This is a genomic window from Comamonas sp. JUb58 (assembly GCF_004364775.1).
GTDB lineage: Bacteria > Pseudomonadota > Gammaproteobacteria > Burkholderiales > Burkholderiaceae_C > Comamonas.
Genome location: NZ_SOAL01000001.1, coordinates 299,225 through 323,804 on the forward strand (window position 1 = coordinate 299,225; position 24,580 = coordinate 323,804).

25 protein-coding genes are annotated in these 24,580 nt (G+C 64.3%); 9 read left to right on the forward strand and 16 right to left on the reverse strand.

Going from position 1 to position 24,580, the window contains the following annotated elements:
• Positions 1-6: 6 nt before the first annotated feature.
• The 7 genes from EDF71_RS01345 to EDF71_RS01375 all read right to left on the reverse strand — a co-directional run bounded on the left by EDF71_RS01345 (position 7) and on the right by EDF71_RS01375 (position 7,962).
• Positions 7-1,143 (reverse strand): FecR domain-containing protein, encoded by a 1,137-nt coding sequence (locus EDF71_RS01345; protein ID WP_133854830.1) that lies wholly within the window; start codon positions 1,141-1,143, stop codon positions 7-9.
• A 60-nt stretch (positions 1,144-1,203) separates the two neighbouring features.
• Complete coding sequence (locus EDF71_RS01350) at positions 1,204-1,701, reverse strand: sigma-70 family RNA polymerase sigma factor (protein ID WP_243854115.1); 498 nt, start codon at positions 1,699-1,701, stop codon at positions 1,204-1,206.
• A gap of 171 nt (positions 1,702-1,872) precedes the next feature.
• Positions 1,873-3,387 (reverse strand): tripartite tricarboxylate transporter permease, encoded by a 1,515-nt coding sequence (locus EDF71_RS01355; RefSeq protein ID WP_133854832.1) that lies wholly within the window; start codon positions 3,385-3,387, stop codon positions 1,873-1,875.
• Positions 3,388-3,401: 14 nt separating this feature from the next.
• Complete coding sequence (locus tag EDF71_RS01360) at positions 3,402-3,890, reverse strand: tripartite tricarboxylate transporter TctB family protein (protein WP_133854833.1); 489 nt, start codon at positions 3,888-3,890, stop codon at positions 3,402-3,404.
• 260 nt (positions 3,891-4,150) lie between these two features.
• A complete protein-coding gene (locus EDF71_RS01365) occupies positions 4,151-5,914 on the reverse strand; it encodes a GspE/PulE family protein (protein WP_133855010.1) in 1,764 nt (587 codons plus the stop codon).
• 343 nt (positions 5,915-6,257) lie between these two features.
• The gene (locus tag EDF71_RS01370) at positions 6,258-7,043 is read right to left on the reverse strand and encodes a spermidine synthase (protein WP_133854834.1); all 786 of its coding nucleotides are present in this window, start codon (positions 7,041-7,043) and stop codon (positions 6,258-6,260) included.
• Positions 7,033-7,962 (reverse strand): LysR family transcriptional regulator, encoded by a 930-nt coding sequence (locus tag EDF71_RS01375; RefSeq protein WP_133854835.1) that lies wholly within the window; start codon positions 7,960-7,962, stop codon positions 7,033-7,035. The genes EDF71_RS01370 and EDF71_RS01375 overlap by 11 nt, the downstream gene beginning before the upstream one ends.
• A 94-nt stretch (positions 7,963-8,056) precedes the next feature.
• On the opposite strand from EDF71_RS01375, the gene EDF71_RS01380 reads away from it, so the two are divergent.
• Positions 8,057-8,368 (forward strand): DUF2798 domain-containing protein, encoded by a 312-nt coding sequence (locus tag EDF71_RS01380; protein WP_133854836.1) that lies wholly within the window; start codon positions 8,057-8,059, stop codon positions 8,366-8,368.
• Here EDF71_RS01380 and EDF71_RS01385 read toward each other — a convergent pair.
• Genes EDF71_RS01385 through EDF71_RS01400 form a run of 4 tightly spaced genes read right to left on the reverse strand, consistent with a single transcriptional unit; the run spans position 8,365 to position 11,689 of the window.
• Positions 8,365-8,871, reverse strand: coding sequence for a DNA-deoxyinosine glycosylase (locus tag EDF71_RS01385; protein WP_133854837.1), 507 nt, complete (start codon positions 8,869-8,871; stop codon positions 8,365-8,367). The genes EDF71_RS01380 and EDF71_RS01385 overlap by 4 nt on opposite strands.
• Positions 8,864-9,736, reverse strand: a complete 873-nt coding sequence (locus EDF71_RS01390; protein ID WP_133854838.1) for a TatD family hydrolase — start codon at positions 9,734-9,736, stop codon at positions 8,864-8,866. The genes EDF71_RS01385 and EDF71_RS01390 overlap by 8 nt, the downstream gene beginning before the upstream one ends.
• 20 nt (positions 9,737-9,756) lie before the next feature.
• Positions 9,757-10,440, reverse strand: a complete 684-nt coding sequence (gene lolD, locus EDF71_RS01395) for a lipoprotein-releasing ABC transporter ATP-binding protein LolD (RefSeq protein ID WP_133854839.1) — start codon at positions 10,438-10,440, stop codon at positions 9,757-9,759.
• Positions 10,433-11,689 (reverse strand): lipoprotein-releasing ABC transporter permease subunit, encoded by a 1,257-nt coding sequence (locus tag EDF71_RS01400; RefSeq protein WP_133854840.1) that lies wholly within the window; start codon positions 11,687-11,689, stop codon positions 10,433-10,435. The genes lolD and EDF71_RS01400 overlap by 8 nt, the downstream gene beginning before the upstream one ends.
• Before the next feature lie 98 nt (positions 11,690-11,787).
• Between EDF71_RS01400 and EDF71_RS01405 the strand changes: the two genes are divergently transcribed.
• The 3 genes from EDF71_RS01405 (at position 11,788) to EDF71_RS01415 (ending at position 15,974) form a co-directional block, all read left to right on the forward strand.
• Entirely contained in the window at positions 11,788-12,708 is a 921-nt protein-coding gene (locus EDF71_RS01405) for a phosphoglycerate mutase (RefSeq protein ID WP_133854841.1), read from the forward strand.
• On the forward strand, positions 12,705-14,420 hold the full coding sequence (gene recJ / locus EDF71_RS01410) for a single-stranded-DNA-specific exonuclease RecJ (RefSeq protein WP_133854842.1): 1,716 nt from the start codon (positions 12,705-12,707) through the stop codon (positions 14,418-14,420). The genes EDF71_RS01405 and recJ overlap by 4 nt, the downstream gene beginning before the upstream one ends.
• Before the next feature lie 294 nt (positions 14,421-14,714).
• Positions 14,715-15,974, forward strand: coding sequence for an FAD-dependent oxidoreductase (locus EDF71_RS01415; protein WP_133854843.1), 1,260 nt, complete (start codon positions 14,715-14,717; stop codon positions 15,972-15,974).
• Between the two features lie 70 nt (positions 15,975-16,044).
• Here EDF71_RS01415 and EDF71_RS01420 read toward each other — a convergent pair whose 3' ends face one another.
• The 5 genes from EDF71_RS01420 to EDF71_RS01440 all read right to left on the reverse strand — a co-directional run bounded on the left by EDF71_RS01420 (position 16,045) and on the right by EDF71_RS01440 (position 19,615).
• A complete protein-coding gene (locus EDF71_RS01420) occupies positions 16,045-16,743 on the reverse strand; it encodes an aspartate/glutamate racemase family protein (RefSeq protein ID WP_133854844.1) in 699 nt (232 codons plus the stop codon).
• An 8-nt stretch (positions 16,744-16,751) separates the two neighbouring features.
• On the reverse strand, positions 16,752-17,222 hold the full coding sequence (locus EDF71_RS01425; protein WP_021026316.1) for an Lrp/AsnC family transcriptional regulator: 471 nt from the start codon (positions 17,220-17,222) through the stop codon (positions 16,752-16,754).
• An 18-nt stretch (positions 17,223-17,240) separates the two neighbouring features.
• Positions 17,241-18,014, reverse strand: coding sequence for an amino acid ABC transporter ATP-binding protein (locus EDF71_RS01430; RefSeq protein WP_133854845.1), 774 nt, complete (start codon positions 18,012-18,014; stop codon positions 17,241-17,243).
• 1 nt (position 18,015) lies between these two features.
• Positions 18,016-18,681 carry an amino acid ABC transporter permease gene (locus EDF71_RS01435; RefSeq protein WP_133854846.1) on the reverse strand — a complete coding sequence of 222 codons (666 nt, stop codon included), beginning with the start codon at positions 18,679-18,681 and terminating at the stop codon, positions 18,016-18,018.
• Positions 18,682-18,775: 94 nt separating this feature from the next.
• Positions 18,776-19,615 (reverse strand): transporter substrate-binding domain-containing protein, encoded by an 840-nt coding sequence (locus EDF71_RS01440; protein WP_243854116.1) that lies wholly within the window; start codon positions 19,613-19,615, stop codon positions 18,776-18,778.
• 276 nt (positions 19,616-19,891) lie between these two features.
• Here EDF71_RS01440 and EDF71_RS01445 point away from each other — a divergent pair, with 276 nt between their 5' ends.
• The 5 genes from EDF71_RS01445 (at position 19,892) to EDF71_RS01465 (ending at position 24,522) form a co-directional block, all read left to right on the forward strand.
• Complete coding sequence (locus EDF71_RS01445; protein WP_133854847.1) at positions 19,892-20,788, forward strand: 3',5'-nucleoside bisphosphate phosphatase; 897 nt, start codon at positions 19,892-19,894, stop codon at positions 20,786-20,788.
• 50 nt (positions 20,789-20,838) lie between these two features.
• On the forward strand, positions 20,839-21,474 hold the full coding sequence (locus EDF71_RS01450) for an L-threonylcarbamoyladenylate synthase (RefSeq protein WP_021026320.1): 636 nt from the start codon (positions 20,839-20,841) through the stop codon (positions 21,472-21,474).
• Between the two features lie 185 nt (positions 21,475-21,659).
• Positions 21,660-22,313 (forward strand): site-2 protease family protein, encoded by a 654-nt coding sequence (locus EDF71_RS01455; protein WP_347876655.1) that lies wholly within the window; start codon positions 21,660-21,662, stop codon positions 22,311-22,313.
• A gap of 51 nt (positions 22,314-22,364) precedes the next feature.
• A complete protein-coding gene (locus EDF71_RS01460; RefSeq protein ID WP_133854849.1) occupies positions 22,365-23,657 on the forward strand; it encodes a tryptophan--tRNA ligase in 1,293 nt (430 codons plus the stop codon).
• A gap of 157 nt (positions 23,658-23,814) precedes the next feature.
• Positions 23,815-24,522 carry a response regulator transcription factor gene (locus tag EDF71_RS01465; RefSeq protein WP_133854850.1) on the forward strand — a complete coding sequence of 236 codons (708 nt, stop codon included), beginning with the start codon at positions 23,815-23,817 and terminating at the stop codon, positions 24,520-24,522.
• The last annotated feature ends 58 nt before the right edge of the window (positions 24,523-24,580 follow it).

The window sequence follows — 24,580 nt, forward strand, 5'->3', positions numbered from 1 at the left end:
TTGGAATTATTTTTTATCGGATCTGGCCACGATCTCGGCCCGGCCCCCAGCGCTGGGCACCAGGCGCACCGGCAGCACCAGGGTCAGCATATGGGCGAACTCGGCCGGCTTGGCGGTCGCGTAGCTGCCGCCAATCGGCAGCGCGGCGACGGCAGGGTCGCGCACCACCAGGCCAGTGGGGCCATAGCGCTCCATCTCCTGCAAGGCCTGGGCGAGGGGAGTGTGGTCAAAGCGCAGCAAGCCCTTGCGCCACAGGCCCACGCTGTCGGGGGGCACGCTGCCCACGGGTGCCAACAAGCCATCGGCGGCCACCTGGGTGGTTTGGCCAGCGGTCAGCAGCAGTGCGCTGGAAGGGGTCTGCACGGCGGCCACGCGCACCCGCCCTTCTTGCACCTCCACCCGCACCTGGCCGGCATCGATGCCATCCTGGCGATAACGCACCGCAAAGCGCGTGCCCACCACGGTGACGCGGGCCGGGCCGGCCTGCACCTCAAAAGGCTTGCTGGCATCAGGGGCCACACTGAACATGGCCTGGCCATGCGCCAGCTGCACCTCGCGCCGGTGGCGGTACAGGCGCACCTGGGCATCGGTGTCGGCATCAAGCACCAGGGTCGTGCCATCGGGCAGCTGCAGGCTTTGGCGCTGGCCGCGCTCGACGACATAGTGCGCGCTGTAGACCGGCTGCATCCACTGGTGCCAGCCCAGGCCGAGCGCAATCAGCAACACGGCACAGAAGGCCAGGCCACGCGGACCAGGCAGCAGGGCCTGCAGCCAGGGCCGAGGGCGCGCTGGCCTGGGTTGGGCGGCTGCGGGTTTGGGCGATGCGGCAGCGGCAGCCGGCTGGCTCGCCGCCTGGCTGGCGCGCCACTGGGCCACCGCGTCTGCAGGCAGCGCACGCAAGCGGGCAACGCCGGTATCCATGCGGGCAAAGGCCTCGGCATGCGCGGCGCTGGCCTGCAGCCACTGCACCAGTTCCGCCTGCTCGCCCGCGTCCAAGCCCTGCTCCTGGCGGGTGTGCCACTGCGCGGCCTGCAGCTCCACAGCGTCCTGCTCGCCAAAGAAGGCCTGCAGCGCGCGCGCCTCCGCCGCCTCGTCAAAAGGCGGGGCGGATGCTTGGGAGGGCGAGGTGGAAAAACGGCTCATCTCAAAGCTATAGACGCATGGGCGCGGAAAAACTGCATGTCGGCCCTGCGCTGGAAGGGATCAATCACCATGGTCCAGCTCCTGTTTGCGGGTCGCGCAGGCGATCTTGCCACGGCTGATGTACTGGTTGACCATGCTGATCGACACGCCCATGCGTTCGGCAATCTGCTGGTTGGACAGCTCGTCAAACAGGTACATGCAAAAGGCCTCGCGGCAGCGGGGCGGCAGGGCCTGGATGGTGGCCAGGTAAGCCTGCACGGTTTGCGATGAGGCATAGGCCGCCTCGGGCTGCAGGCGCTGGGGGCTGGCGGGTTGCTGGGTTTCATCGAGCGCGTCGATGTCTTCGTGCTGGCGCAGCTGGGCACGCCGGTCCAGATCGATCTTGGCGTTCAATGCCACCTGCTTGAGCAAAGCGGCCGGCTGGTCGATCACCTTGCCGGCGCGCTGCATGCCGAGCACGCGCGCATAGCTCTCCTGCGCCAGGTCGGCCGCGGTGTCGCGGTCTCTGACCTTGCGCAGGCAGAAGTTCAGCAGTTCTCGGTAATAGCGCTCAAGCACGAACGGGCAACGCCCCATGGAAAGCCAGGGTCTCCATCGGCGGTCCAGCTTTCGCGCCTCAGATGGGAATAACTCTCATTATCACCGATAAGCCACAGCGCTCTTGGGCCGTAGAAATATAAAAAGGCATCCGAAGATGCCTTTTCCATGTTGCAGCCTGGCTACGGGCGATCAGTCTTCTTCGACAAAGGCTTCTTCGCGCTTCTTGCTCACCGCTGGCAAGCAGACCACCACCAGCAGGATGGCAGCTGCGATCAGCAGGCCGGCAGAGATCGGACGGGTGACGAACACCGACCAGTCACCACGCGAGAGCAGCAGGGCACGGCGCAGGTTTTCTTCCATCATCGGGCCCAGGATGAAGCCCAGCAGCAGGGGAGCAGGTTCCGTACCCAGCTTGTGGAACACATAGCCCACGAAACCGAAGATACCCACCATCCACACGTCCCAGCTGTTGTTGTTGGTACCGTACACACCGACAGCGCAGAACAGCACGATCGATGGGAACAACCAGCGGTAAGGCACGGTCAGCAGCTTGATCCAGACGCCGATCAGCGGCAGGTTCAGGATGATCAGCATCAGGTTACCGATCCACATCGAGGCAATCAGACCCCAGAACAGTTCTGGGTTGCTGGTCATCACCTGGGGACCAGGCTGGATGTTGTGGATGGTCATCGCACCCACCATCAGTGCCATCACGGCGTTTGGTGGAATACCCAGGGTCAGCAGGGGAATGAACGAGGTCTGCGAGCCAGCGTTGTTGGCCGATTCAGGCGAGCACACGCCACGGATATTGCCTTGGCCGAAAGGAACTTCACCAGGACGCAGCTTGGTCTTCTTCTCGATCGTGTAGGCCGCGAAAGCCGACAGCATCGCACCGCCACCAGGCAGGATACCCAGGGCCGAACCCAGAGCAGTACCACGCAGCATCGCGGGGAACATCAGCTTGAAGTCTTCCTTGGTCGGCATCAGGCCAGTCACCTTGGCAGCAAACACTTCGCGCTCATCGTCAGGCTTGGACAGGTTGGCGATGATTTCACCGTAGCCGAACACGCCCATGGCGATCACGACGAAGTCGATACCGTCGGTCAGCTCAGGAATGTCGAAGGAGTAACGGGCCACGCCGGAGTTCACGTCGGTACCCACCAGGCCCAGCAGCAGACCCAGCACAATCATGCCCACCGCCTTGAGCAGCGAACCCGAAGCCAGCACCACGGCGCCAATCAGGCCCAGGGTCATCAGCGAGAAGTACTCGGCAGGGCCGAACATGAAGGCCACTTCGGTCAGCGGAGGTGCGAAGGCAGCCAGGATGATGGTGCCCACGCAGCCGGCGAAGAACGAGCCAATGCCCGCTGCCGCCAGTGCCGGACCAGCGCGTCCCTTGCGGGCCATCTGGTAGCCGTCAATCACAGTCACGACCGATGATGACTCTCCCGGGAGATTCACCAAGATCGCCGTGGTGGAGCCGCCGTACTGGGCGCCGTAGTAAATACCGGCCAACATGATCAGTGCAGCCACAGGTGGCAGTGCGTAGGTGGCAGGCAGCAGCATCGCGATGGTGGCCACAGGGCCGATACCAGGCAAGACGCCGATCAGGGTACCCAACAGACAGCCGATAAAGCAGTAAATCAGGTTTTGAAAGGTAAAGGCAACACCGAAACCGGTGGCCAGGTTGTCAAACAATTCCATGGTCCTGGCCCCTCTTAACCGGTAATAAAGCTAGGCCACACGGGGAACTGAAGGTTCAGTGCCCACACGAAAGCGACGTAACTGCCAATGGCCAGGATGGTGGCCAGAATGAAGACCGACTTGGCGCGGAACTCCGAACCTGCCAGGCTGGCAATGAAGACCAGTGCATAGATGGCGACGATCAGGCCCATGGCAGGAATGCCGATGGTGGGCACGCCCACGAGCAGGATGCCGAAGGCAAAGTTGGCCAGCAAGATGAAGAACACTTGTCGCCATGCCCATTTGCCGACCGGGTCTCCGTCAGCAGGGCCAGCCGTGAGGCCCTTGAAGGCCACGGCTGCACCGATCAGCGTCAGCAGGACGCCGAGAATCAACGGGAAGTACCCCGGACCCATGCGAGCACCTGTACCGATCGAGTAGTTCTGGGCGCCGATGGCGAACCCGAGACCTACTGCCATGTACATGATGCCCGCCCAGAAGTCTTTCTGGCTTTTGAGCTTCATTACCTTTGTCTCCAAACAATTTTAGGGATGCAGCGCATTGTCAACGCTGACGGGCAGCTGACGCATGTGGATTCCACTTACGATTCCACACAGGAAAACCCCTATGGTGACACCTACCCCTGCAGCGCCGAAACCCAAGCTGGGCGCGGCCTGCAGCCAGATAGCAGCCTTCTGATTGGATGAGACTGGACAGGGTGATCCCTTAGTCCCAGGGTGCCCCGCACGCGCCCTTGCTTGAGGGCAGCGGGGGGCAGAGAAGATTAACGGTCGCCCATTTCGATGGGCGGCGTATTGGCCATCACCTCTTCGATGGTGGTCAGGCCTTCGGACACGCGCAGCGCGCCCGCCAGGCGCAGCGGGTGCATGCCGTCCTTCACCGCCTGGCGGCGCAGCACCGACATCGACGGCGAGCCATGGACCTGGTCCTTGAGTGCTTCGGACACGGTGAGCAGTTCGTACAAGCCCATGCGTCCGCGAAAGCCGGTGTCGCGGCATTCTTCGCAGCCCACGGGTTTGTAGGGGCGGTAGTCGCGCTTGATCTTCCAGGGCTGGATGGCGCTGGTCAGCGCCTCGGTCGATGCTTCCTCATCGGGCTGCTTGCACTGCGGGCAGAGGGTACGCACCAGGCGCTGCGCCAGCACGCCCAGCAAGGTGGCATTGATCAGGTACGGCGGCACGCCCAACTCCATCAAGCGGCTGATGGCGCTGGGGGCATCGTTGGTGTGCAGGGTGGAGAACACCAAGTGGCCGGTCAGCGCAGACTGCACGGCCATTTCAGCGGTTTCCAGATCGCGGATTTCGCCGACCATGATGATGTCCGGGTCCTGCCGCATCAGCGCGCGCAGGCCTTCGACAAAGCTGAAATCCAGCGCCGGCTGCACCTGGGTCTGGTTGAAGGCCGGCTCGATCATTTCGATCGGGTCCTCCACGGTCGATACATTCACCTCTTCGGTGGCCAGGCGCTTCAGGGTCGAATACAAGGTGGTGGTCTTGCCCGAGCCGGTGGGGCCGGTGACCAGGATGATGCCGTGCGGGCGCTCGACCAGCTTCTCCCAACGCTGCGCATCATGCGGGGTAAAGCCCAGCGCCGACAGATCCTTGACGGTGTTTTCCGGGTCAAAGATACGCATCACCATCTTCTCGCCAAAGGCGGTGGGCAAGGTGGACAGACGCATTTCCACCTCGTCACCCAAGGTGTTGCGGGTCTTGATGCGGCCGTCCTGCGGGCGGCGCTTTTCGACCACGTCGATGCGGCCCAGCAGCTTGACGCGCGAGACGATGGCGTTGTGCACGCCCAGCGGCATCTGGTAGACCTTGTGCAGCACGCCGTCAATGCGGAAGCGGATCACCGACTGGTCGCGGCGCGGCTCCAGGTGGATATCGCTGGCGCGCTGCGCAAAGGCAAACTGCCACAGCCAGTCCACCAGGCGGATGATGCCCTGGTCATTGGCATCGAACTGCTGGTTGGTGTTGCTAAGGTCGACCAGCTGCTCGAAGTTGCCCAGCGAGCTGAGCGAGCCGCCCAGCTTGCTGGCCGCCTTGACCGACTTGGCCAGCGCAAAGAATTCGTTGCGGTAGCGGTCGATGTCCTTGGGGTTGGCCAGCACCCGGCGCACCTTGCGCCGCGCCTGGCGCTCGACCTCGCCGACCCACTCATCAATCCAAGGTTCCTTGACCGCAATCACCACCTCCTGGGCCGTCACCTGCACCGGCAGAATGCCGTGGCGCTGCGCATAGGGCGCGCCCATGGTTTCGGCCACCTTGGCGGCGTCCACCTTCAGCGGGTCGATCTTGTAATAAGGCAGGCCGCAATGCTTGGCGACAAACTCGGTAAGCATCTCCACATCGAGTGCCTTGCCATCTAGCTGGCGTGGCACCACCACACTGGCCAGACGCACGATCGGGTGCTGGCTGCTGGATGCATGGCTGCAGCGGTCGATGGTCGCCTTGGCCAGTTCGGGGCTGATCCAGCCATCGGTCTGCAGCCAGTTGATGACCTGGGTCAAATCCAGCGGGCGCTGCATCAGCGCCGGCAAGCCGCTGCGCGCTGGCGGCACGGTGGCGGGGCCTGATCCGCTTGGCGTAGAAGGCAGCGAGGCAGGACCACTGGGCTTGGACGGTGCAGGACCGTCTTCGACATTACCAGGCACAAAGATCGCCGAGCGCCGAATCGGTGCCGATGCACCGGAAATGCCACCGCCGCCTGGCCCACTCGATGAACGGCTTTTGGTGGCGATATCACCGGGCAAGGCATCGCCCCGGCTCTTGTGGTGTTTGTTTGGCTGATCAGGCACTGCCATGGTGGATTCCCTCTGTCTTTTTGTCTTCTGGCTTTATACCTGATCGTTCCATGGATGCCAGGTAAAGTCAGTCCAGCAGCGGCTGCACAGGTTTAAAAACCTTTAACCACTTGAGCGCCGGCAAGCCGGTCTGCTGCTGCACCAGGTCGGCACGCTGGCTGAGCAGCTCGCGGCTGGGGCGGCTGGCGCTGCGCTGGGCCAGCACGACGGTATTGCCCTCCTTCGTTGCCGCAAAGCGCCAGACGGCCTCCGGCCCAAAGGCCTCCTGGATATGGGCAAGGCTGCGGGCAAAGCTGTTGGTGCGGCCAAACAGGTTCACCGTCATGCAGCCGTCCTCGGTCAGCAAGTTGCGGCAGTGCTGGTAGAAGTCGGAGCTGTCGAGCACGGGAGCAGCCGCCTCGTGGTCGTACAGATCGACCTGCAGCGCATCGATGGTCTGCAGGTACTGGGGCTTCTGGATCTCGACCCCGGCATCGCCCAGCACGACCTGGAGCTTGTCGCTGTCCGGCGGCAGCTTGAACCACTGGCGGCAGACCGTGATCACCTGGGGGTTGAGCTCGATCGCGGTGGTGCTGGCCATGCCCAGCTTTTGCGCGCAGAACTTGGTAGCAGCGGCGGCCCCCAGGCCCAGCTGCATTGCGCGGCGCTCGGGCACCGTGGGCCAGTCCACCAGCAGCAGCCAGGCCATCATGCGCTGCACATATTCCAGGTCGATATCGAAAGGCTTTTTGATGCGCATCGAGCCTTGCACCCAGGGGGTGCCCAGGTGCAGATAGCGGGCTCCGTCAAAGTCGGAAATCGTGACCTCGGGCAGTGGCTGCGCCAGCTGCGGAGATTTTTTTCTAGTCGTCATGGGTGGGGATTATCGGCATTTGGCCTTGCAGCCAGGGTTCGGCCCGGGCAAAGTCCCCGAGCATCTCGACCAGCGCACGCACCCGCGCCGGCATATGGCGCTGCTGGGGCCAGACCATGAAGATCGGGTTGGCGGGCGCATGCCACTGGGGCAGCACATGCAGCAGCGCACCACTGCGCAGCTGTGCATCGCACATCCACAGGGGGCAGTGCAGCATGCCATGGCCTGTGCAGGCCATCTCGGCGGCCAGGGCCACATCGTTGATGACGCAGCGCGCCTCGGCATGGAAGGACTGGGCATAGCGCTCCCCGGTTTGCGCATGCTGCAGCTGCACGGTGCGCAGCGGCTCGGCCACCAGCCACTGGTGGCCCGCTAGCTCACGCGGATGGCGCGGTGTGCCCGCCTGCGCCAGGTAGCCGGGCGATGCCAGCAGGCCAATAGCAGTCGTGCCCAGGCGCCGGTGCGCCAGGCTGGAATCGGGCAGATCACCCAGGCGCACCGCCAGATCGGCGCCATGCTCAAACACATCCTCGCGCAGGTTGGACAGGCGCAGATCGAGCTGCACCTTGGGGTGTTGCGCCAGAAAGGCCGTCCACACCGGCCGCAGCAGGCCCTTGGCCAGGTTCATCGGCGCGAGCACGCGCACGAGGCCCTGCACCTGGGTGTGGCTGGCCTCCAGGCTTTCAGTGGCCTGCTGCAGCGAGCGCAGCAGTGGCGCGCAGCGTTCGTAGTATTCCAGCCCCTCGGGCGTGGGCTGCAGGCGGCGGGCACTGCGATGCAAGAGCTTGCAGCCCAGTTGCTGCTCAAGCTGCTGCAGGCGCCGGGTTACGGTGGCGGGCGGCAGCCGGGTGCGGCGCGCTGCCGCGCTCAGGCTGCCACTGTCCACAATGGCGGCAAACAAGGCCAGGTCATCCAGCATGATTTCATTTATGGAATTTAAGAACTTGAATTTGTCTATTTTTCCATTATCAATCAGCCTTTAGACTGCGCGCATTGATCTTTCTGGAACCGCCATGTCGAACGCGCTCAAACAACGCCTGCTGTCCTCCGTGCTGATGTCGCTGCTGCTCTCCGGCCTGATGACGGCCTGGGTGACCTGGCTGAACCTGGGCTTTGTGGGCGATTTCATCGGCCGCTGGCTGCAGGCCTATCTGATGTCTTGGCCCGCGGCTTTCACGATTGTGGTCTTGCTGGGGCCGACGGTGCAGCGCCTGTCCTGGCGCTGGGTGGGCGGCAGCCCGGTGGCGGCCAGCAGCCCTGCCACCTCGAAGCCCGTCGCGGCCAAGAAGGGCAAACGTGTCGCGCTGCAAAAGGCTGGCGCTTAGTCGCGCAGGCCGGTTTGCTGCATCACTTCGCGCCAACCGGCCAGTTTGCGCTCAAAGCTCCATGAAGCATTGGCCGGGCTGCTGGAAGGCAGGCGGTAGCTGGGCAGGCCCAGCACGGCCTGCACGCGGGGTGCATGGCGAAAGCTCTCGCCGCCATTGTGGGCAGCGGCCACTAACAACGGGCACTGCTGTTTGAGCGCCACAAAATCATTGAGCTGGGCATTGCGGATGCTGGTGTCCAGACTGCCTTCACGCTCGCAGGCGGCATAGACATCCCACAGGCCTAGACCCCGCTCCAGCAGCCAGGCGCAGCGCTCGGCATAGGCGCTGGGCTGCGGGTGCTCCGGCCACAAGGCTGCCAGCAGCGGCCACATGTGGTTGCGCGGATGGGCATAGTACTGCTGCAGCTGCAAGGACTGCACACCGGGGAAGCTGCCCAGAATCAAGACCTGGGTGCCCGGCCCCACGACCGGGGCCAGCCCGCAGAGCAGCGCATCAGCCATGGGCTAATCCCCCATCGGCATTAGGCAGCAGAGGCTGCAGCCGGAGCAGCACCCGGGCGGCATTGGCGCTGGTGGCCCGCTGCCAGTCGGCGGTGGTCAATGCTTCATTGGCATGGGCCTCGGCCCGCAGCGCCAGCATGACCTGCGCGATACGTGGAATCTCGGCCGGCTGGTTGCGGCCCTGGGCCTCGCCAGCGGCGCGCTGCTCGGCCGTGGTGTAGAGCCAGTGTGGGGGAATATCGGGGGCATCGGTCTCGACGACGATGGCCTCCATCGGCAGCTGCTGCACGAGGCGGCGCAGATGCAGCGCGCGCTCATAGGTCAGCGCGCCGCCAAAGCCCAGCGCAAAGCCGCGCTCGATAAACTGCTGCGCCTGCTGCAGGCTGCCGTTGAACGCATGCGCAATGCCGCCCTGCACCGGCCAGCGGCGCAGCGCGCGCAGCAGCTGGTCCGACGAGCGGCGCACATGCAGGATCACCGGCAGGTCAAAGCGGCGCGCCAGCTGCAGTTGCTGCTCGTAAAACCAGGTCTGGCGCTCGGCATCCAGCCCGGGCACAAAAAAATCCAGGCCGATCTCGCCAATCGCCACCAGACGCGGGTCATCGCGGCAGTCTTCGAGCATGTCGGCCAGGGCCTCGATGTCGGCTTCTACCGCACGGCCGGTGTAGAGCGGGTGGATGCCCAGCGCATAGCTGTCGCCCCAGCGATGCGCCAGCTCGCGCACGGTGGCCCAGTTGCTGCGCTCTACCGCAGGGATCACGCAGTGCGCCACCCCCACCGCATGTGCGGCGGCGCGCAAGGTGTCGCGGTCGGCATCGAACTCGGGGGCATCCCAGTGGCAATGGGTATCAATCCAGAAGGGCATGCGGGCGCGGCCAGCCTGGCTCAGGCTTCAAAGCGGCCGTTGACCATGCGCACCGCCCGGTCGCAGCGCTGGGCCAGCTCGCCATCATGGGTGACCATGACAAAGGCGGTGCCGCGTTCGCGCGCCAGCTGCAGCATCAGCGCGAAGACGGTGTCAGCCGTGGCGCGGTCCAGGTTGCCGGTGGGCTCATCGGCCAGCACGCAGGCGGGCTGGGTGACCAGCGCGCGCGCAATGGCCACGCGCTGGCGCTCGCCCCCGGAGAGCTCGGCGGGGCGGTGCAGCACGCGGTCCTTCAGGCCCACCGAGGCCAGCACCTCGCGCGCACGCTCGGTGCATTCGGCATAGGGCATGCGGCGGATGCGCAACGGCATGGCCACGTTGTCCAGCGCGCTGAACTCGGGCAGCAGATGGTGGAACTGGTAAATAAAGCCCAGGTGCTGGTTGCGCAGCTCGCCCTGGCGGGCGGCGCTGAGCGTGTCGAGCCGCTGGCCCTTGAGGCTGACGGTGCCGCTGCTGGGCGCATCCAGCCCGCCGAGCAAATGCAGCAAGGTGGATTTGCCCGAGCCCGAGGCGCCGACGATGGCCAGGGTTTGGCCGGCCTGCACCTGCAGGTCGATGCCATGGAGCACCTGCACATCGAGCAGGCCTTCGGTAAAGCGCTTGGTCAGGCCCGAGGCCTCCAGGACGATGGACGAATCATTCATAACGCAGCGCCTCGGCGGGGTTCACGCGGCTGGCGCGCCAGCTGGGGTACAGGGTGGCCACAAAGGCCAGGATCAGGGAGATGACAGTAATCGGCACGATGTCGCTGCGCTGGGGCTCGCTCGGCATCTGGCTGATCAGGTAGATGTCCTTGGGCAGGAAGCTGGTGTGCAGTGCGCGCTCGATGGCGGGCACGATGACATCGATATTGCAGGCCACCAGGAGACCCAGGCCCAGGCCGACCAGGGTGCCGATGACACCCACCAGCGCGCCCTGCACCACAAACACGCCCATGATGCTGCGCGGGCTGGCGCCCAAGGTGCGCAGGATGGCGATATCGGCACGCTTGTCGGTGACGGTCATCACCAGGGTGGTCACCAGGTTGAAGGCGGCCACGGCGACGATCAGGGTCAGGATGATGAACATCATGCGTTTTTCCACCTGAACGGCGGCAAACCAGGTCTTGTTCTGCTGCGTCCAGTCGCGGATCAGCAGGTGGCCGCTCAGGCTGTGGGCCAGCTGCTGGGTCACCTCAGGGGCCTGGTGCAGGTCCTTGAGCTTGAGGCGCACGCCGGTCGGGCCTTCCAGGCGGAACAGGCGCTCGGCATCCTCATGGTGCATCAGCACCAGGGTGGAGTCGTACTCGTAGTGGCCGGAGTTGAAGGTGCCCACCACCTGCATCTGTTTGAGGCGGGGCACGGTGCCGGCCGGGGTGACCTGGCCGCTGGGCACGATCAGGGTGACCTGGTCGCCCTGGCCCACGCCCAGAATACGCGCCAGCTCGGAGCCCAGCACCACATTGAAGCTGCCCGGTGTGAGCGCCTGCAAACTGCTCTGGTCGATGCCGGTGGTCATGTCGGTGACCTCGGGCTCCAACGCCGGGTCAATGCCGCGCAGCAGCGCGCCGCGCATGTCTTCACCCCGGGCGACCAGCGCCTGGGCAGAGACAAAAGGCGCCGCGCCAATCACATTGGGGTTGGCCTTGGCCTCGGCAATGGTGCGGGCCGGATCGGGCAAGGCATCGCCGCCGGGCGTGAAGATCTCGATATGCGAGACCACGCTGAGCATGCGGTCGCGCACCTCTTTTTGAAAACCGTTCATCACCGACAGCACGATGATCAAGGCCGCCACCCCCAAGGCAATGCCCAGCATGGACACGCCCGAGATGAACGAAATAAACCCATTGCGCCGGGTTGCCCGACCCGCACGGGTGTAGCGCCAGCCCAGCGCCAATTCATAGGGAATCTGCATAAATCGTTCTAAAAATGTAGATGGTGCCGGTTGGGCCTTAGAAGCTTCTTAATCCACTGCACCGCAAACCGCATTGTGGCATCGCCGACAATAGACCCATGTCGGAAAACCAGCATTTGATCATCTCCTACGCGGCCACGGACGAGCCGGGCTGCCAGCAAGCCTTGCAGGCGCTGCCCCTGCCGAACCTGCAACGCCTGCTGCGGCAGTGGTCCGTCAGCGCCAGCGACAACGGCGCGCTGGAAGATTTTGCCCCGCCCCATGAACGTGTGCTGGCCCAGGCCATGGGCCTGCCGCCCAAGGCCACGCCCTGGGCGGCGCTGTATCAGTTGCAAAACGGCCAGGCACCGGGCGATGCCGGCTGGGCCTTTCTCTCGCCCTGCCACTGGCAGATCTCGCCCGACCAGGTGCGCATGAGCGAGTTGTCTGCCGCGCAGATGAGCGACGAGGAATCGCGCAGCCTGCTGGCCATCATGGCGCCCTGGTTTAGCGAAGACGGCATTGAACTGGTCTACGACCGGCCCGACCGCTGGCTGGCACGCGGCCCGGTGTTTGCGCAGCTCGATACCGCTGCGCTGGACCGCATTGCGCTGCGCGATGTGCGGCCCTGGCAGCCCGACAAAGCGCAAGCCGCCGTGCTGCAGCGCCTGCAGACCGAGATGCAGATGCTGCTCTACACCCACGCCTTCAGCGATGCACGCGAGGCCAGTGGCCGCGCGCCCATCAATTCCTTCTGGGTGCACGGCGCAGGCGCCCTGCCCGCCGGCTACCAGCCACCCGCCCAGGTGCCGGTGCTGAATACTGCGTTGCGCGACAGCGCCCTGGTGGGCGACTGGCGCAGCTGGCAGCAGCAGTGGCAGCAGCTGGATGCGACCCTGGCCAGCACCGCCTGGAGCCGGATCAGCCTCTGCGGCGAGAAAAATGCCATCACCCTGGCACCCCCAGCCCCCGGCTGGCTACCGAAAATCAAGCAATGGCTGGCACCGACCAAGCCCTTGGCGCTTCTGAGTTCCCTATGAAAATTCTGGCTAGAGATATTCCCCCGCGCACCGTCTGGGCGCTGGAGCAGGCAGGTGTGCACCCACTGCTGGCCCGCCTGTTTGCCGCGCGCGGCGTGCAAGCCGCCGCTGAGCTGGACGACGGCCTGGCCCAGTTGCTGCCGCCCGCCGGCCTGCTGGGCACGCGTGAAGCGGCCCTGCTGCTGGCCGATGCGATTGGCCAGCAGCAGCGCATTTGCGTGGTGGCCGATTACGACTGCGACGGCGCCACCGCCTGCGCCGTGGCCCTGCGTGGCCTGCGCATGCTGGGTGCCCAGCAGGTCAGCTACCTGGTGCCGGACCGCGTGGTTGACGGCTATGGCCTCACGGCCGCAATTGCCGAGCGCGTGCACCAGCAAGGCGCGCAGGTGCTGGTGACCGTGGACAACGGCATTGCCAGCGTGGACGGCGTGGCGCGCGCCAAGGCACTGGGCATGACGGTGATCGTCACCGACCACCACCTGCCGGCAGCCACCTTGCCGGCGGCCGATGCCATCGTCAACCCCAACCAACCCGGCTGCGGCTTTGCCAGCAAGGCCATGGCCGGTGTGGGCGTGATGTTCTATGTGCTGATGGCCTTGCGCGCCGTGCTGCGCGACCGGGGTGCCTTTGCCGACATGGCCCAGCCGCGCCTGGACAGCCTGCTGCCGCTGGTAGCACTGGGCACCGTGGCCGACGTGGTCAAGCTCGACGCCAACAACCGCCGCCTGGTGGCCCAAGGCCTGCGCCGCATCCGCGCCGGCCATATGCCACCCGGCCTGGGCGCGCTGTTCTCGGCCGCCAGCCGCCGTGCCGCCACCGCCAGCACCTTTGACTTTGGCTTTGCCTTGGGCCCGCGCATCAATGCGGCCGGGCGCCTGGCCGATATGACCATTGGCATCGAATGCCTGCTGACCGACGACACCTTGCTGGCCGACACCCTGGCGCGCCAGCTGGATGCCATCAACCGCGAGCGCCGCGATATCGAAACCGGCATGCGCGAACACGCCATGCTGCTGGCCGAGGCCTTGTTTGAAGAAGGCACTGAGCCGCCTCCGGCCGTCAGCGTGTTTGACCCGGATTTTCACGAAGGCGTGGTCGGCATCGTCGCCTCGCGCATCAAGGACAAGCTGCACCGCCCGACCTTTGTGTTTGCCGCCAGCAGTGCGCCCGGCCATGAGCATGAGCTGAAAGGCTCGGGCCGCTCGATCCCCGGCTTCCATCTGCGCGATGCGCTGGACCTGGTAGCCAAGCGCCACCCAGGTGTGCTGATCAAGTTCGGCGGCCATGCGATGGCGGCCGGTTGCACGATTGCGCTGGACGATTTCGAGGTGTTTGAACAGGCGCTTGCCCAGGTTGCGCAGGAATGGCTGGATGAGCGCACGCTCACCCGCCAGTTGGAGACCGACGGCCCGCTGCCGGTGCAGTTCCGCCATGCCGAGACCGTGGACACGCTCAACAGCCAGGTCTGGGGCCAGGGCTTTGCGCCGCCGACCTTCAGCGAAGAGCTGGAGATCGTCAGCCAGCGCCTGGTGGGAGAGAAGCATTTGTCGCTCAAGCTGCGCCACCATGGCGAGATGGTGGACGGCATCTGGTTTGGCCATACCGAGCCACTACCTGCCAAGGTGCTGCTGGCCTACCGGCTGGACATCAACGAATGGCAAGGCCAGCGCAAGCTGCAGTTTCTGGTCGAAGGCGCGCAGCTGCCCGGTTGATCGGAACCTAGGGCTTGCGGGGCCGCAAGACTTTACTAAAAGTTAAGGAAATTGCGCCAAAACGGAAGACCCTTGTCACCGTAATTTCCTAAAATACGCGCCGCAGGATGCGCTGCGAAAAACGCTTGTTGTACAGGCATCCTGACCAGGGGCTGGCCCGCAGGCCCGGCAGGCGGTGCGGCCCGGCGATGGCCCGGGCGCCCGCGCTTGCCAAGCCCTTGGTTTTGATTGTTAATTTAATATCAGTCATACGCTAGATCGTTTCTAGATGACTGCCAGGACTCCAAACATTCCATGAGCAATATTTCCGTGGCCGTGCTGGGCGCCGGCATGGTGGGCGTTGCCAGCGCGTTGGCGCTGCAGAAAAAGGGCTTCCAGGTGACCTTGCTGGACCGGCTGGCCCCTGGCGAAGAGACCTCCTACGGCAACGCGGGGGTGATCGCGCGCAGCTCGCTGATGCCCTTCAACAACCCCAGCCTCTGGGGCAACCTGCCGGTGCTGCTGAAGAACCAGAGCGCTGGCTTTCGCTACCAGGCCCGGTTTCTGCTGCAAAACCTGGGCTGGGCCGCGCGCTTTGTCGCCCTGGCCCGCAAAACGGCGTTCGAGGAAACCACCACGGCGCTGGACAGCCTCATCCGCCTGTCGATGAACGAGCACGCCCAGCTGCTGCGCGCCAGCGGCGCCGCGCACCGCATGCGCGACAACGGCTGGATGTTTCTCTACCGCCAGTCCAGCGCCTTTGCGGGCGGCGCGCTGGCGCGTGAGCGCATGGCCCATTTCGGCGTGGCCACCGAGGTGCTGGAGCGCGACCATATCCGCCAGCTGGAGCCGGCGCTCAACCCCATTTTTGAGCGCGCGCTGTGGATCAAGGACACCTGGTCGGTGGACAGCCCGGGCGATGTCGTCAAGGCCTATGCCGAGCTTTTCCGCAAGCAAGGCGGCCAGTATGCGCAGGCCCGCATCAAGACCGTGGAGCCACTCGCCGGCAGCCGCTGGCGCATCCGCGCCGATGGTGCGCAAGATGGCCTGGAGGCCGACCGCGTGGTGGTGGCCCTGGGCCCATGGAGCCGCCAGTTCATGGCGACCCTGGGCGTGAAGGTGCCGATGGCCTATGAGCGCGGCTACCACATGCACTTTGCGCCACCCGCGTCCTGCAATATCTCGCGCCCGGTCTACGACACCGCTGGCGCCTATGTGCTGAGCCCGATGGAGCAAGGCCTGCGCCTGACCAGTGGTGTGGAGCTGACCGATATCGATGCCCCCGCCAACCCGGTGCAACTGGGCCTGGCCGAAGCCGCCGCCCGCGAGGCGATTGACATGGGCCAGGCGCTGGAGCCGGCGCCCTGGATGGGCAGCCGCCCCACCCTGCCGGACAGCCGCCCCATCATTGGCGCGATGCCGGGTCAGCGCAATCTCTGGCTGGCCTTTGGCCACCAGCACATTGGCTTCAGCACCGGGCCGGGCACGGGTGCGATTCTGGCGGCGCTGATGCGCGGCGACGATGCGCCGGTCGATGCACGGCCGTTTCGCGCCGAGCGTTTCCTCAAGGGCTAAAGCAACGGGCTCACGTGGTCTTGCCACTACGCCCGGACTGCATGGCCGGGCGCTTCAGGCCTGGCCAGAATCAGGCTGGCAACGCGGCCCAGCGCTGCGCCAGCAGGCTCACCACATCATGCACAGGCCGGCCGGTAGCGCCTGCCACCGCATCGCGGTAGACGGGCATATTGGTGCACTCCAGCACAATCGATTGCAGCTGCGGATGGGCCTGGCACAGCGCAACGGCGGCAGCCACCACATCGCGCTCGGCCTGGGCGATGTCCATCTCCAGCTCATTGCCGAGGATGCGCGTGGCAAATTCTCCGTCCGGTGCCACGCCTTGCACGGGGGTGCCTTCAGGCACGCCGGCAGCGGCCAGAATGCGTGGCGTCAGGCTGGCCGCAGCGATGGTCACCACGCCGGGCCGGGGCAGCAGCGCGCACTGCAGCAGGCTGGAACTGACCACCGGCACATCAACACTGCTGGCCAGCAGATCCTGGTAGGCGGCCAGAAAGCCGCAGCTGGTGGTGATCAGCGCAGCGCCTTGTGCCTGCATTGCGCGGGCGGCATCGACAAAGGGCTGCACAAAGCGGGGATCGGCCTCGCGCACGATCTTGGCGGGCGAGGCCCCCTGCACCTTGTGCATCTGCACAGGGATGCCCAGCGCTGCCCAGGTCTGCAGGTTGCCGATGTCCCCGGGCGGGCGCGGGAACTGGGTGTCCAGCATCAGGATGCCGAGAAAAGGCGCGGAAGCGGAAACGGAGGAGGCAGCAGCGTTGGGCAGCATGGGCAGGTTCAGTCGAGCAGGGGCAGCGCGGGCAGTGCGCCACGGCGGTCGATCTTGCGGCTCAGCACCACCGAGGTGTAGGTCTGGCGAATGCCTTCGATCAGGCCGATGCGGTCGAGCAAGGCATCGAGCTTTTCGTTGGAATCGCAGCGCAGAAAGATCATGTAGTCATGCTGGCCGGACACGGCCGAGACCTCTTCGACCTCGGGAATGCTCTCCAACACCTGCATGACGGCCTGGGCAGTCTTGGGCATCACGCTGATGCCGCAGTAGGCGCGCACGGCCGACTGCTCCAGCTTGGAGCCCAGGCGCACGCCGTAGCCGGCGATGACGCCTTCCTTCTCCAGACGCGCAATGCGGGCCACCACGGTGGTGCGCGCCAGGTTGAGCTTGCGCGCCAGCTTGGCCGTGGACTCGCGCGCGTCGGCCTGCAACAGCGCCAGCAGCTTGCGGTCAATATCGTCAAGTCGAAAATCCATGGTTCTCCTCCCTGCTGGTTATACGGCGTGGCCAATAATGCGGCCCAGAAAGCTGCGTGTGGCTTCGTGCTGCGGGTTGTCGATCACCTGCGCGGGCGGGCCCTCTTCGACCACCACGCCATCGCGCATGAAGACGACCTTGTCGGCCACCTCGCGGGCAAAGGCGATCTCATGGGTCACCAGAATCATGGTCATGCCGTCGCGTGCCAGCGACTGGATGACCTGCAGCACCTCACCGACCAGCTCGGGGTCCAGCGCCGAGGTGGCCTCGTCAAACAGCATCACGCTGGGTTGCATGGCCAGCGCGCGGGCAATGGCCACGCGCTGCTTCTGGCCGCCCGAGAGCTGGTCGGGCATCATCTGCGCGCGCTCGGCCAGGCCCACCTTTTGCAGCAGCGCCGTGGCGCGGGCTTCGGCCTCAGCCTTGCCGATGCGCAGCACGGTGATCGGGCCTTCCATGACGTTTTGCAGCACCGTCATGTGCGGGAACAGGTTGAAATGCTGGAACACCATGCCGGTGCGTGCGCGGAAGCCCGCCAGCACCTTGTCCTTGGGCAGCTGGGTCTGCTTGCCGTTGAAAGCAAGGGACTGCGCATCGACCCGCACATCACCGCCATCAGGAACGGTCAGCAGGTTGATGCAGCGCAGCAGGGTGGACTTGCCCGAGCCCGAGGGCCCGATCAAGGCCACCACCTGGCCCCGGTTGACATCCAGGCAGATGTCCTTGAGCACTTCAAGCTGGCCGAAGGACTTTTTCAGGCCACGAATACAGATGAGCGGTTGGTCTTGCATCTCAGGCCTCCTTGGCAGCGCTGCCGTGCTCCAGGCGCTTGGCCCACAAAGTCACCGGGAAAAGAATCAGGAAATAGGTGATGGCGATAAAGGTATAGACCTCCAGCGGGCGGTAGGTGTCATGCGCAATGACCTGGCCCTGGTAGAGCAGATCGGGCACGGCCAGCACCATCAGCAAGGAGGTGTTCTTGAGCTGCAGGATCGACTGGTTGACCAGTGGCGGAATCATCTTGCGGAAAGCCTGGGGCAGGATCACGCGGCGCATCACCTGGCCGCGCGTCATGCCGATCGCCTGGCCCGCTTCGGTCTGGCCGATATCGGTGGAGATGATGCCGCCCCGGATGATTTCGGAATAGAAGGCGCCGCCGTACAAGGACAGGCACAGCGCAGCCGCCACGGGCGCGCTCATCTCGATGCCGGTAAGCACCGGCAGCGCGTAGTAGAACCACACCAGTTGCACCAGCACCGGTGTGCAGCGGAAGACCTCGACAAAGGCGCGCAGCGGCGCGGTCACAATCTTGTTGCTGGACAAACGGCCCAGGCCCGCCACCAGGCCGACGGCCAAGCCGCCGAGCACGCAGATCACCGTGAACAGCAAGGTGTAGCCCACACCGCCGACCAGCAGCATGCGGTACTTCCACAGGAAGCTAAAGTCCCACTCGTACATAAATCAATCTACCTTTAACGCATACACCCCGGAGGCAGCACGCGGCTGCAACCGGGGTGTTTCACATGGGCCAAGCGCCCATGTGGACCAACCATCAGAACTTGACTTCCTTGGGGAAGGAATCGGCCTTGACGCCGGCCAGCTTTTCCATGTTCTTGAGCACCACGGACTGGATTTCGCCCTTGCCACGGGCTTCATCCAGCCAGGCGTTAACGGCGTTCTCAAAGTCCTTGTTCGGTTCCTTGCGCAGGCCCACATTGGTGTTGGCCGTCTCGACCGGGGTCGGCACATAGACCGTGCCCACGTCCGGGCGCTTGGCCACCAGCGGCTGCGACAGCAGCACCACCAGCACCTGGCAGTCAGAGCGGCCGGTCTGCACCGACATGGTCGCCGCGCCCGAGCTCTCCAGACGCGAGATATTGGCCTTGGGCAGCGCGCGGGTGGCGAACTGGTCCTGGTTGGAGCCGATATCGACCACCACCTTGGCATCCGGGTTGTTCAGCTGCTCCCAGGTCTGCACCGGGGCATGGCCCTTTTTGCAGACCGCCGTGAAGGTGTTGTTGAGCAGGGGCTTGGAGAAGTTGACCACTTCCATGCGCTGGGGCGTAGGCGCCATCGCAAACATCAGGTCGATCTTGTTGGCCTGCAGGTCCAGCACGGCATTGCCCCAGGTGGTCTCGACGAACTTGACGTTCACGCCGAGCTTCTTGGCCAGGCTTTCGCCAAAGTCGGGGCCAAAGCCTTCCCACTTCTGGGTCACCAGGTCCTTGCTGAAGTAGGGAATCGCGCCAGCGACCGTGCCCACGCGCAGTTCCTTGGTGCGCTTGACGCGGTCCATCGTCGACTCAGCGCCTTGCGCCAGGGCCGCGCCAGCCACCGATACACCTGCGACCACCAAGGCGGCTGCACCCATCAACTTTTTGACAGAAAACATCTACGTATCCTCTAGACGCAGCGAAAACGGGCTGCGCGGCCGTGAAAAACCGACAGTGTATTCCTGTTAAAAACCCTAGTAAAAAACACAAAACGTCGAGATGCATTGTTATTTTCGTCAAATCGGCGAAACAACGACAATTTAAGGGTTAATACTGACATTTCAGAGACAAGCTAGGGCCGGAATACCCGCGATAGCCCCGCATGCTGCGCCGGGTCTGACACGCTGGGCGCAGCACGCGGCCTACAATGGATCGATATTCCTCTAGCCAAATTCATGCCAGACATGCTGAACGCCGATCTGCACTGCCATTCCACGTTTTCCGACGGCACCCTGAGCCCGGAAGCGCTGGCGCAGCGTGCGCGCGAGCGGGGTGTGCAGCTCTGGGCGCTGACGGACCATGACGAGGTCAGTGGCCTGGACCGGGCCAGCGCGGCCGCCGCCCAGCAACAGCTGGCGTTTTTGAGCGGGGTGGAGATCTCGGTCAGCTTTGGCGAGACCACGGTGCACATCGTGGGCCTGGGCTTTGACTGGCAGCACGCCGGCCTGCGCGCCGGCCTGGCGCGCACACGAGGGGGCCGCGAGCAGCGTGCCCGCGACATGGCAGCCGGACTGGAAAAGGTTGGCATCGGCGGCGCCTACGAGGGCGCACTGCGCTATGTGGGCAACCCGGATCTGATCTCGCGCACGCACTTCGCGCGCTTTTTGGTGGATACGCGGGTCTGCCGCGATCCATCCGAAGTGTTTCGCCACTACCTGGTCGAGGGCAAGCCCGGCTTTGTGCCGCACCGCTGGGCCAGGCTGCAGGATGCGGTGCAGTGGATTGTCGAGGCTGGCGGCATGGCCGTCATCGCCCACCCTGCGCGCTACCACCTCAATGGCGGCGAAGAACATGCGCTGTTCTCGTCCTTCAAGGACTATGGTGGCCAAGGCGTGGAAGTGGTGACCGGCAGCCACTTTCCGCATGAATACGCGATCTATGCGGACATGGCCAAGAGCTTTGGCTTCTATGCCTCGCGCGGCTGCGATTTTCACAGCCCGGGCGAATCGGGCACCGATTTTGGTGCGCTGCCCCCGCTGCCCAATGGCGTAGCCCCCGTCTGGCAGGCGCTGGAGGGGCGCATCCTGCACCCGACCAACCCCAGCCCGCCGCCGCAGGCCGCTGTCCATTGACATAAGCCCCCTGCAGCAGTCCCCACGATAACAAGAGCAAAAGCAAGACCATGGCCCAATATTTCGAGGTTCACCCAGACAATCCCCAGCCCCGCCTGCTCAAGCAGGCAGCCGCCATGCTCAAGGATGGCGGCATCCTGGCCGTTCCCACCGATTCCAGCTACGCCTTTGTCTGCGCGCTGGACAACAAGCAGGTGGTGGACCGCCTGCGCCGCATTCGTCAGATTGACGACAAGCGCATGCTGACCTTGCTGTGCTGTGATTTGTCACAACTGTCGAGCTATGCGATGGTGGACAACCACCAGTTCCGCATGCTCAAGCTGGGCACGCCCGGGCCCTTCACCTTCATTCTGGATGCCACCAAGGAAGTGCCCCGCCGCATCAGCCACCCCTCGCGCAAAACCATTGGCCTGCGGGTGCCTGACAACAAGGGCCTGCTGATGCTGCTGGAGCTGCACGGCGAGCCGCTGCTGTCCACCACCTTGATCCCGCCCGGCGAGACCGAGCCCCTCAACGACCCCGAAGAGATCCGCGAGCGCTTTGAATCGCAGATTGAACTGGTCGTCAACGCCGGCCCCTGCCCGCTGGAGCCCACAACGATTGTCGACCTGACCCCCATGGGCACCGGGGGTGCGCCCGTGGTGGTGCGTGAGGGCCGGGGGCCGCTGGCGCAACTGGGTCTCTAGCCGCGATCTAGCCGCTTTCCTGCCGCTGGTACCCCTCCTGGCGCAGCGCCACCAGCAGGGGCTGCGCAAACGTTTGCTGCGGCCATTGCCATAGCCTGGCTGCGGCCACTGGCAAATCTGATAGGCTCGCCACTGCCTGGTGCGCTGTCGCGCGCCCTCCATCCCCTTTGACCAACGCTCCCTCCGTGAACGCTGACCTGATACAAACCGTTCTGATCTACGCACTGCCCGTGCTGTTCTCCATCACCGTGCACGAGGCCGCGCATGGCTATGCAGCGCGCCATTTTGGGGACAACACGGCCGCCATGCTGGGCCGCCTCACGCTCAACCCCCTCAAGCACATTGATCCCATCGGCACCATCCTGATGCCGCTGATGCTGTATTTCATGACCTCGGGCGCCTTTGTGTTTGGCTATGCCAAGCCCGTGCCCGTGGCCTTTGGCAATCTGCGCAACCCCAAGCGCGACATGATCTGGGTGGCACTGGCCGGCCCGGCCACCAATTTTGTGCAGGCGCTGCTGTGGGCGCTGGTCTACGGCATCCTCATCGCCTCGGGCGTGGAGGAGCGCTTCTTCCTCAAGATGGCGCAGGCCGGGGTGCTGGTCAACCTGGTGATGTGGGCCTTCAACCTGTTTCCGCTGCCGCCGCTTGATGGTGGCCGGGTGCTGGTCGGCCTGCTGCCCTACAAGCAGGCGGTGGCCGTCTCCAAGATCGAGCCCTATGGCTTTTTCATCGTCATGGGTCTGGTAATCGCCGGCGTCGTCAGCACCTTCTGGATGCGCCCCCTGATGGCCCTGGGCTACACCGTCGTCAGCGTGGTGCTGCTGCCCTTCAGCTGATCGCCAAGCCCCAACGCCCTGCCGCGCCGCAAAGCATATTGAATGATAGTTATGACTAAGACACGTTATCTCACTGGCATCACCCCTTCTGGAACGCCCCACCTGGGCAACTACGCCGGCATGATGCGCCCGGCCATCGCTGCCAGCCGCGCAGGCGATGTGGAGAACTTCTACTTCCTGGCCGACTACCACGCGCTGATCAAGTGCCAGGATCCCGAGCGCGTCAACCGCTCGACCCTGGAGATTGCAGCGAGCTGGCTGGCAGCGGGCCTGAACCCCGAGCATGTCACCTTCTACCGCCAGTCGGACATCCCCGAGATACCCGAGCTGACCTGGTTTTTGACCTGCGTCACCGGCAAGGGCGTGCTCAACCGCGCCCATGCCTACAAGGCCGCGCAGGACAAGAATGCCGAGTCCGGCAAGGACGGCGATGACGGCGTGACCGCAGGCCTGTTCATGTACCCGGTGCTGATGGGCGCCGACATTCTGGCCTTCAACGCCAACAAGGTGCCAGTGGGCCGCGACCAGATCCAGCACATCGAGATGGCGCGCGATATGGCGTCGAGCTTCAACCACCTGTATGGCGAGCATTTTGTGCTGCCCGAGGCCGCAGTGGACGACAACGTGGCAACCCTGGCCGGCCTGGACGGCCGCAAGATGAGCAAGAGCTACGACAACACGATCCCGCTGTTCTCGACCCCGGCCCAGCTCAAGAAGCTGATCGGCGGCATCGTCACCGACTCGCGCGCACCGGGCGAGCCCAAGGAAGTTGAAGGCTCGGCACTGTTCCAGATCTACCAGGCCTTTGCCAGCGCCGAGGAAACCGCAGCGCTGCGCCAGGCCTATGCCGACGGCATTGGCTGGGGCGATGCGAAGACCCTGCTGTTCGAATGCATTGACCGCGAGCTCGCTCCGTTGCGCGAACGCTACAACTACCTGATGGCCCACCCCCAGGAAGTAGAGGCTATTTTGCTGAAGGGTGCAGAGAAGGCACGTACATATTCGGGCCCTTTACTACACAAGTTACGTGGCGCTGTTGGCCTGCGGCCACTGACCCCGGCCAGCACCGCCGCTGCACCCAAGGCAGCCGCCAAGCAAGGGGGTGCCGCTTTCAAGCAGTACCGCGAGAAGGATGGCAAGTTCTACTTCAAGCTGGTGCGTGCCGATGGCGCGCTGCTGCTGCAAAGCCAGGGCTTTGATGCTCCGCGCGATGCCGGCGCGATGATTGCCCATTTGCAGGCCGCGCCGCAGAATCTGCAGGCTGCGATGGACAACCTGCAGCTGGGTGACAGCTTTTCACTTTCTGACGTGCAGTTGGCACTGAAAGAGATAGCCGAGAGTTAAGAGACTGCCTATACTGCATTTGCAACCAATTGTTGAAGCTGTCACCGTAGTGGCAACTTGCCCGTTTAACGCAGTGTGGAGTCGGTGATTCAATTTGCTTTTATTATTGAGCCATCAAATAAAAGCAAGCTATTGAGCTTTGTGGGAGTGAGCTGTTATGAGAATTGTGGCACTGGATGATGATCTGGTGGTGTTGGATATGCTCTCCAAGACCATGGAGGCGGAGGGCCACGCCTGTACAACCCATTCCTCTGGCGCCTCGCTGATCAAGGACATGCGCCGCGAGACCTATGACCTGCTGATCCTGGACTGGCAGCTGCCAGACACCACGGGTCCGCAGGTGGTGCGCTGGATTCGAGAGAACGTCAACCAGGAGTTGCCGGTGCTCTTCATCACCAGCCGCCATGGCGAGGCCGATATCGTGGAAGGACTGGAGTCGGGTGCGGATGATTTCATGATCAAACCGTTGCGCGTGGCCGAGTTGGTGGCGCGCGTGCGTGCCCTGCTGCGCCGCGCCTACCCGGCGGCCACCAAGGGCACGCTGGAGTTTGGTCGCTACAAGTTCCTCTCCGATTCGCGCGCCCTGGAGGTCGATGGCAAGTTGGTGGAGCTGAAGAACCGCGAGTACGACCTGGCGCTGTTCCTGTTCCAGAACATGGGCCGCCTGCTGTCGCGCGACCATCTGCGCGAAATCATCTGGGGCCAGAACTCTGATGTCATCTCACGCTCGCTGGACACCCATGTATCGCGGCTGCGCACCCTGCTGGATCTGCGACCGGAGAACGGTTTCATCATCACGGCGGTCTACGGTGTAGGTTACCGGTTTGAGGCCGTCAAACCGCTGTCCGAGGCGCAGCCTGAATAAATTTTCTGCCGTTGAATGCAGCGCGGTTTACGGCCAACACGCAACACGTGTTGGCCGT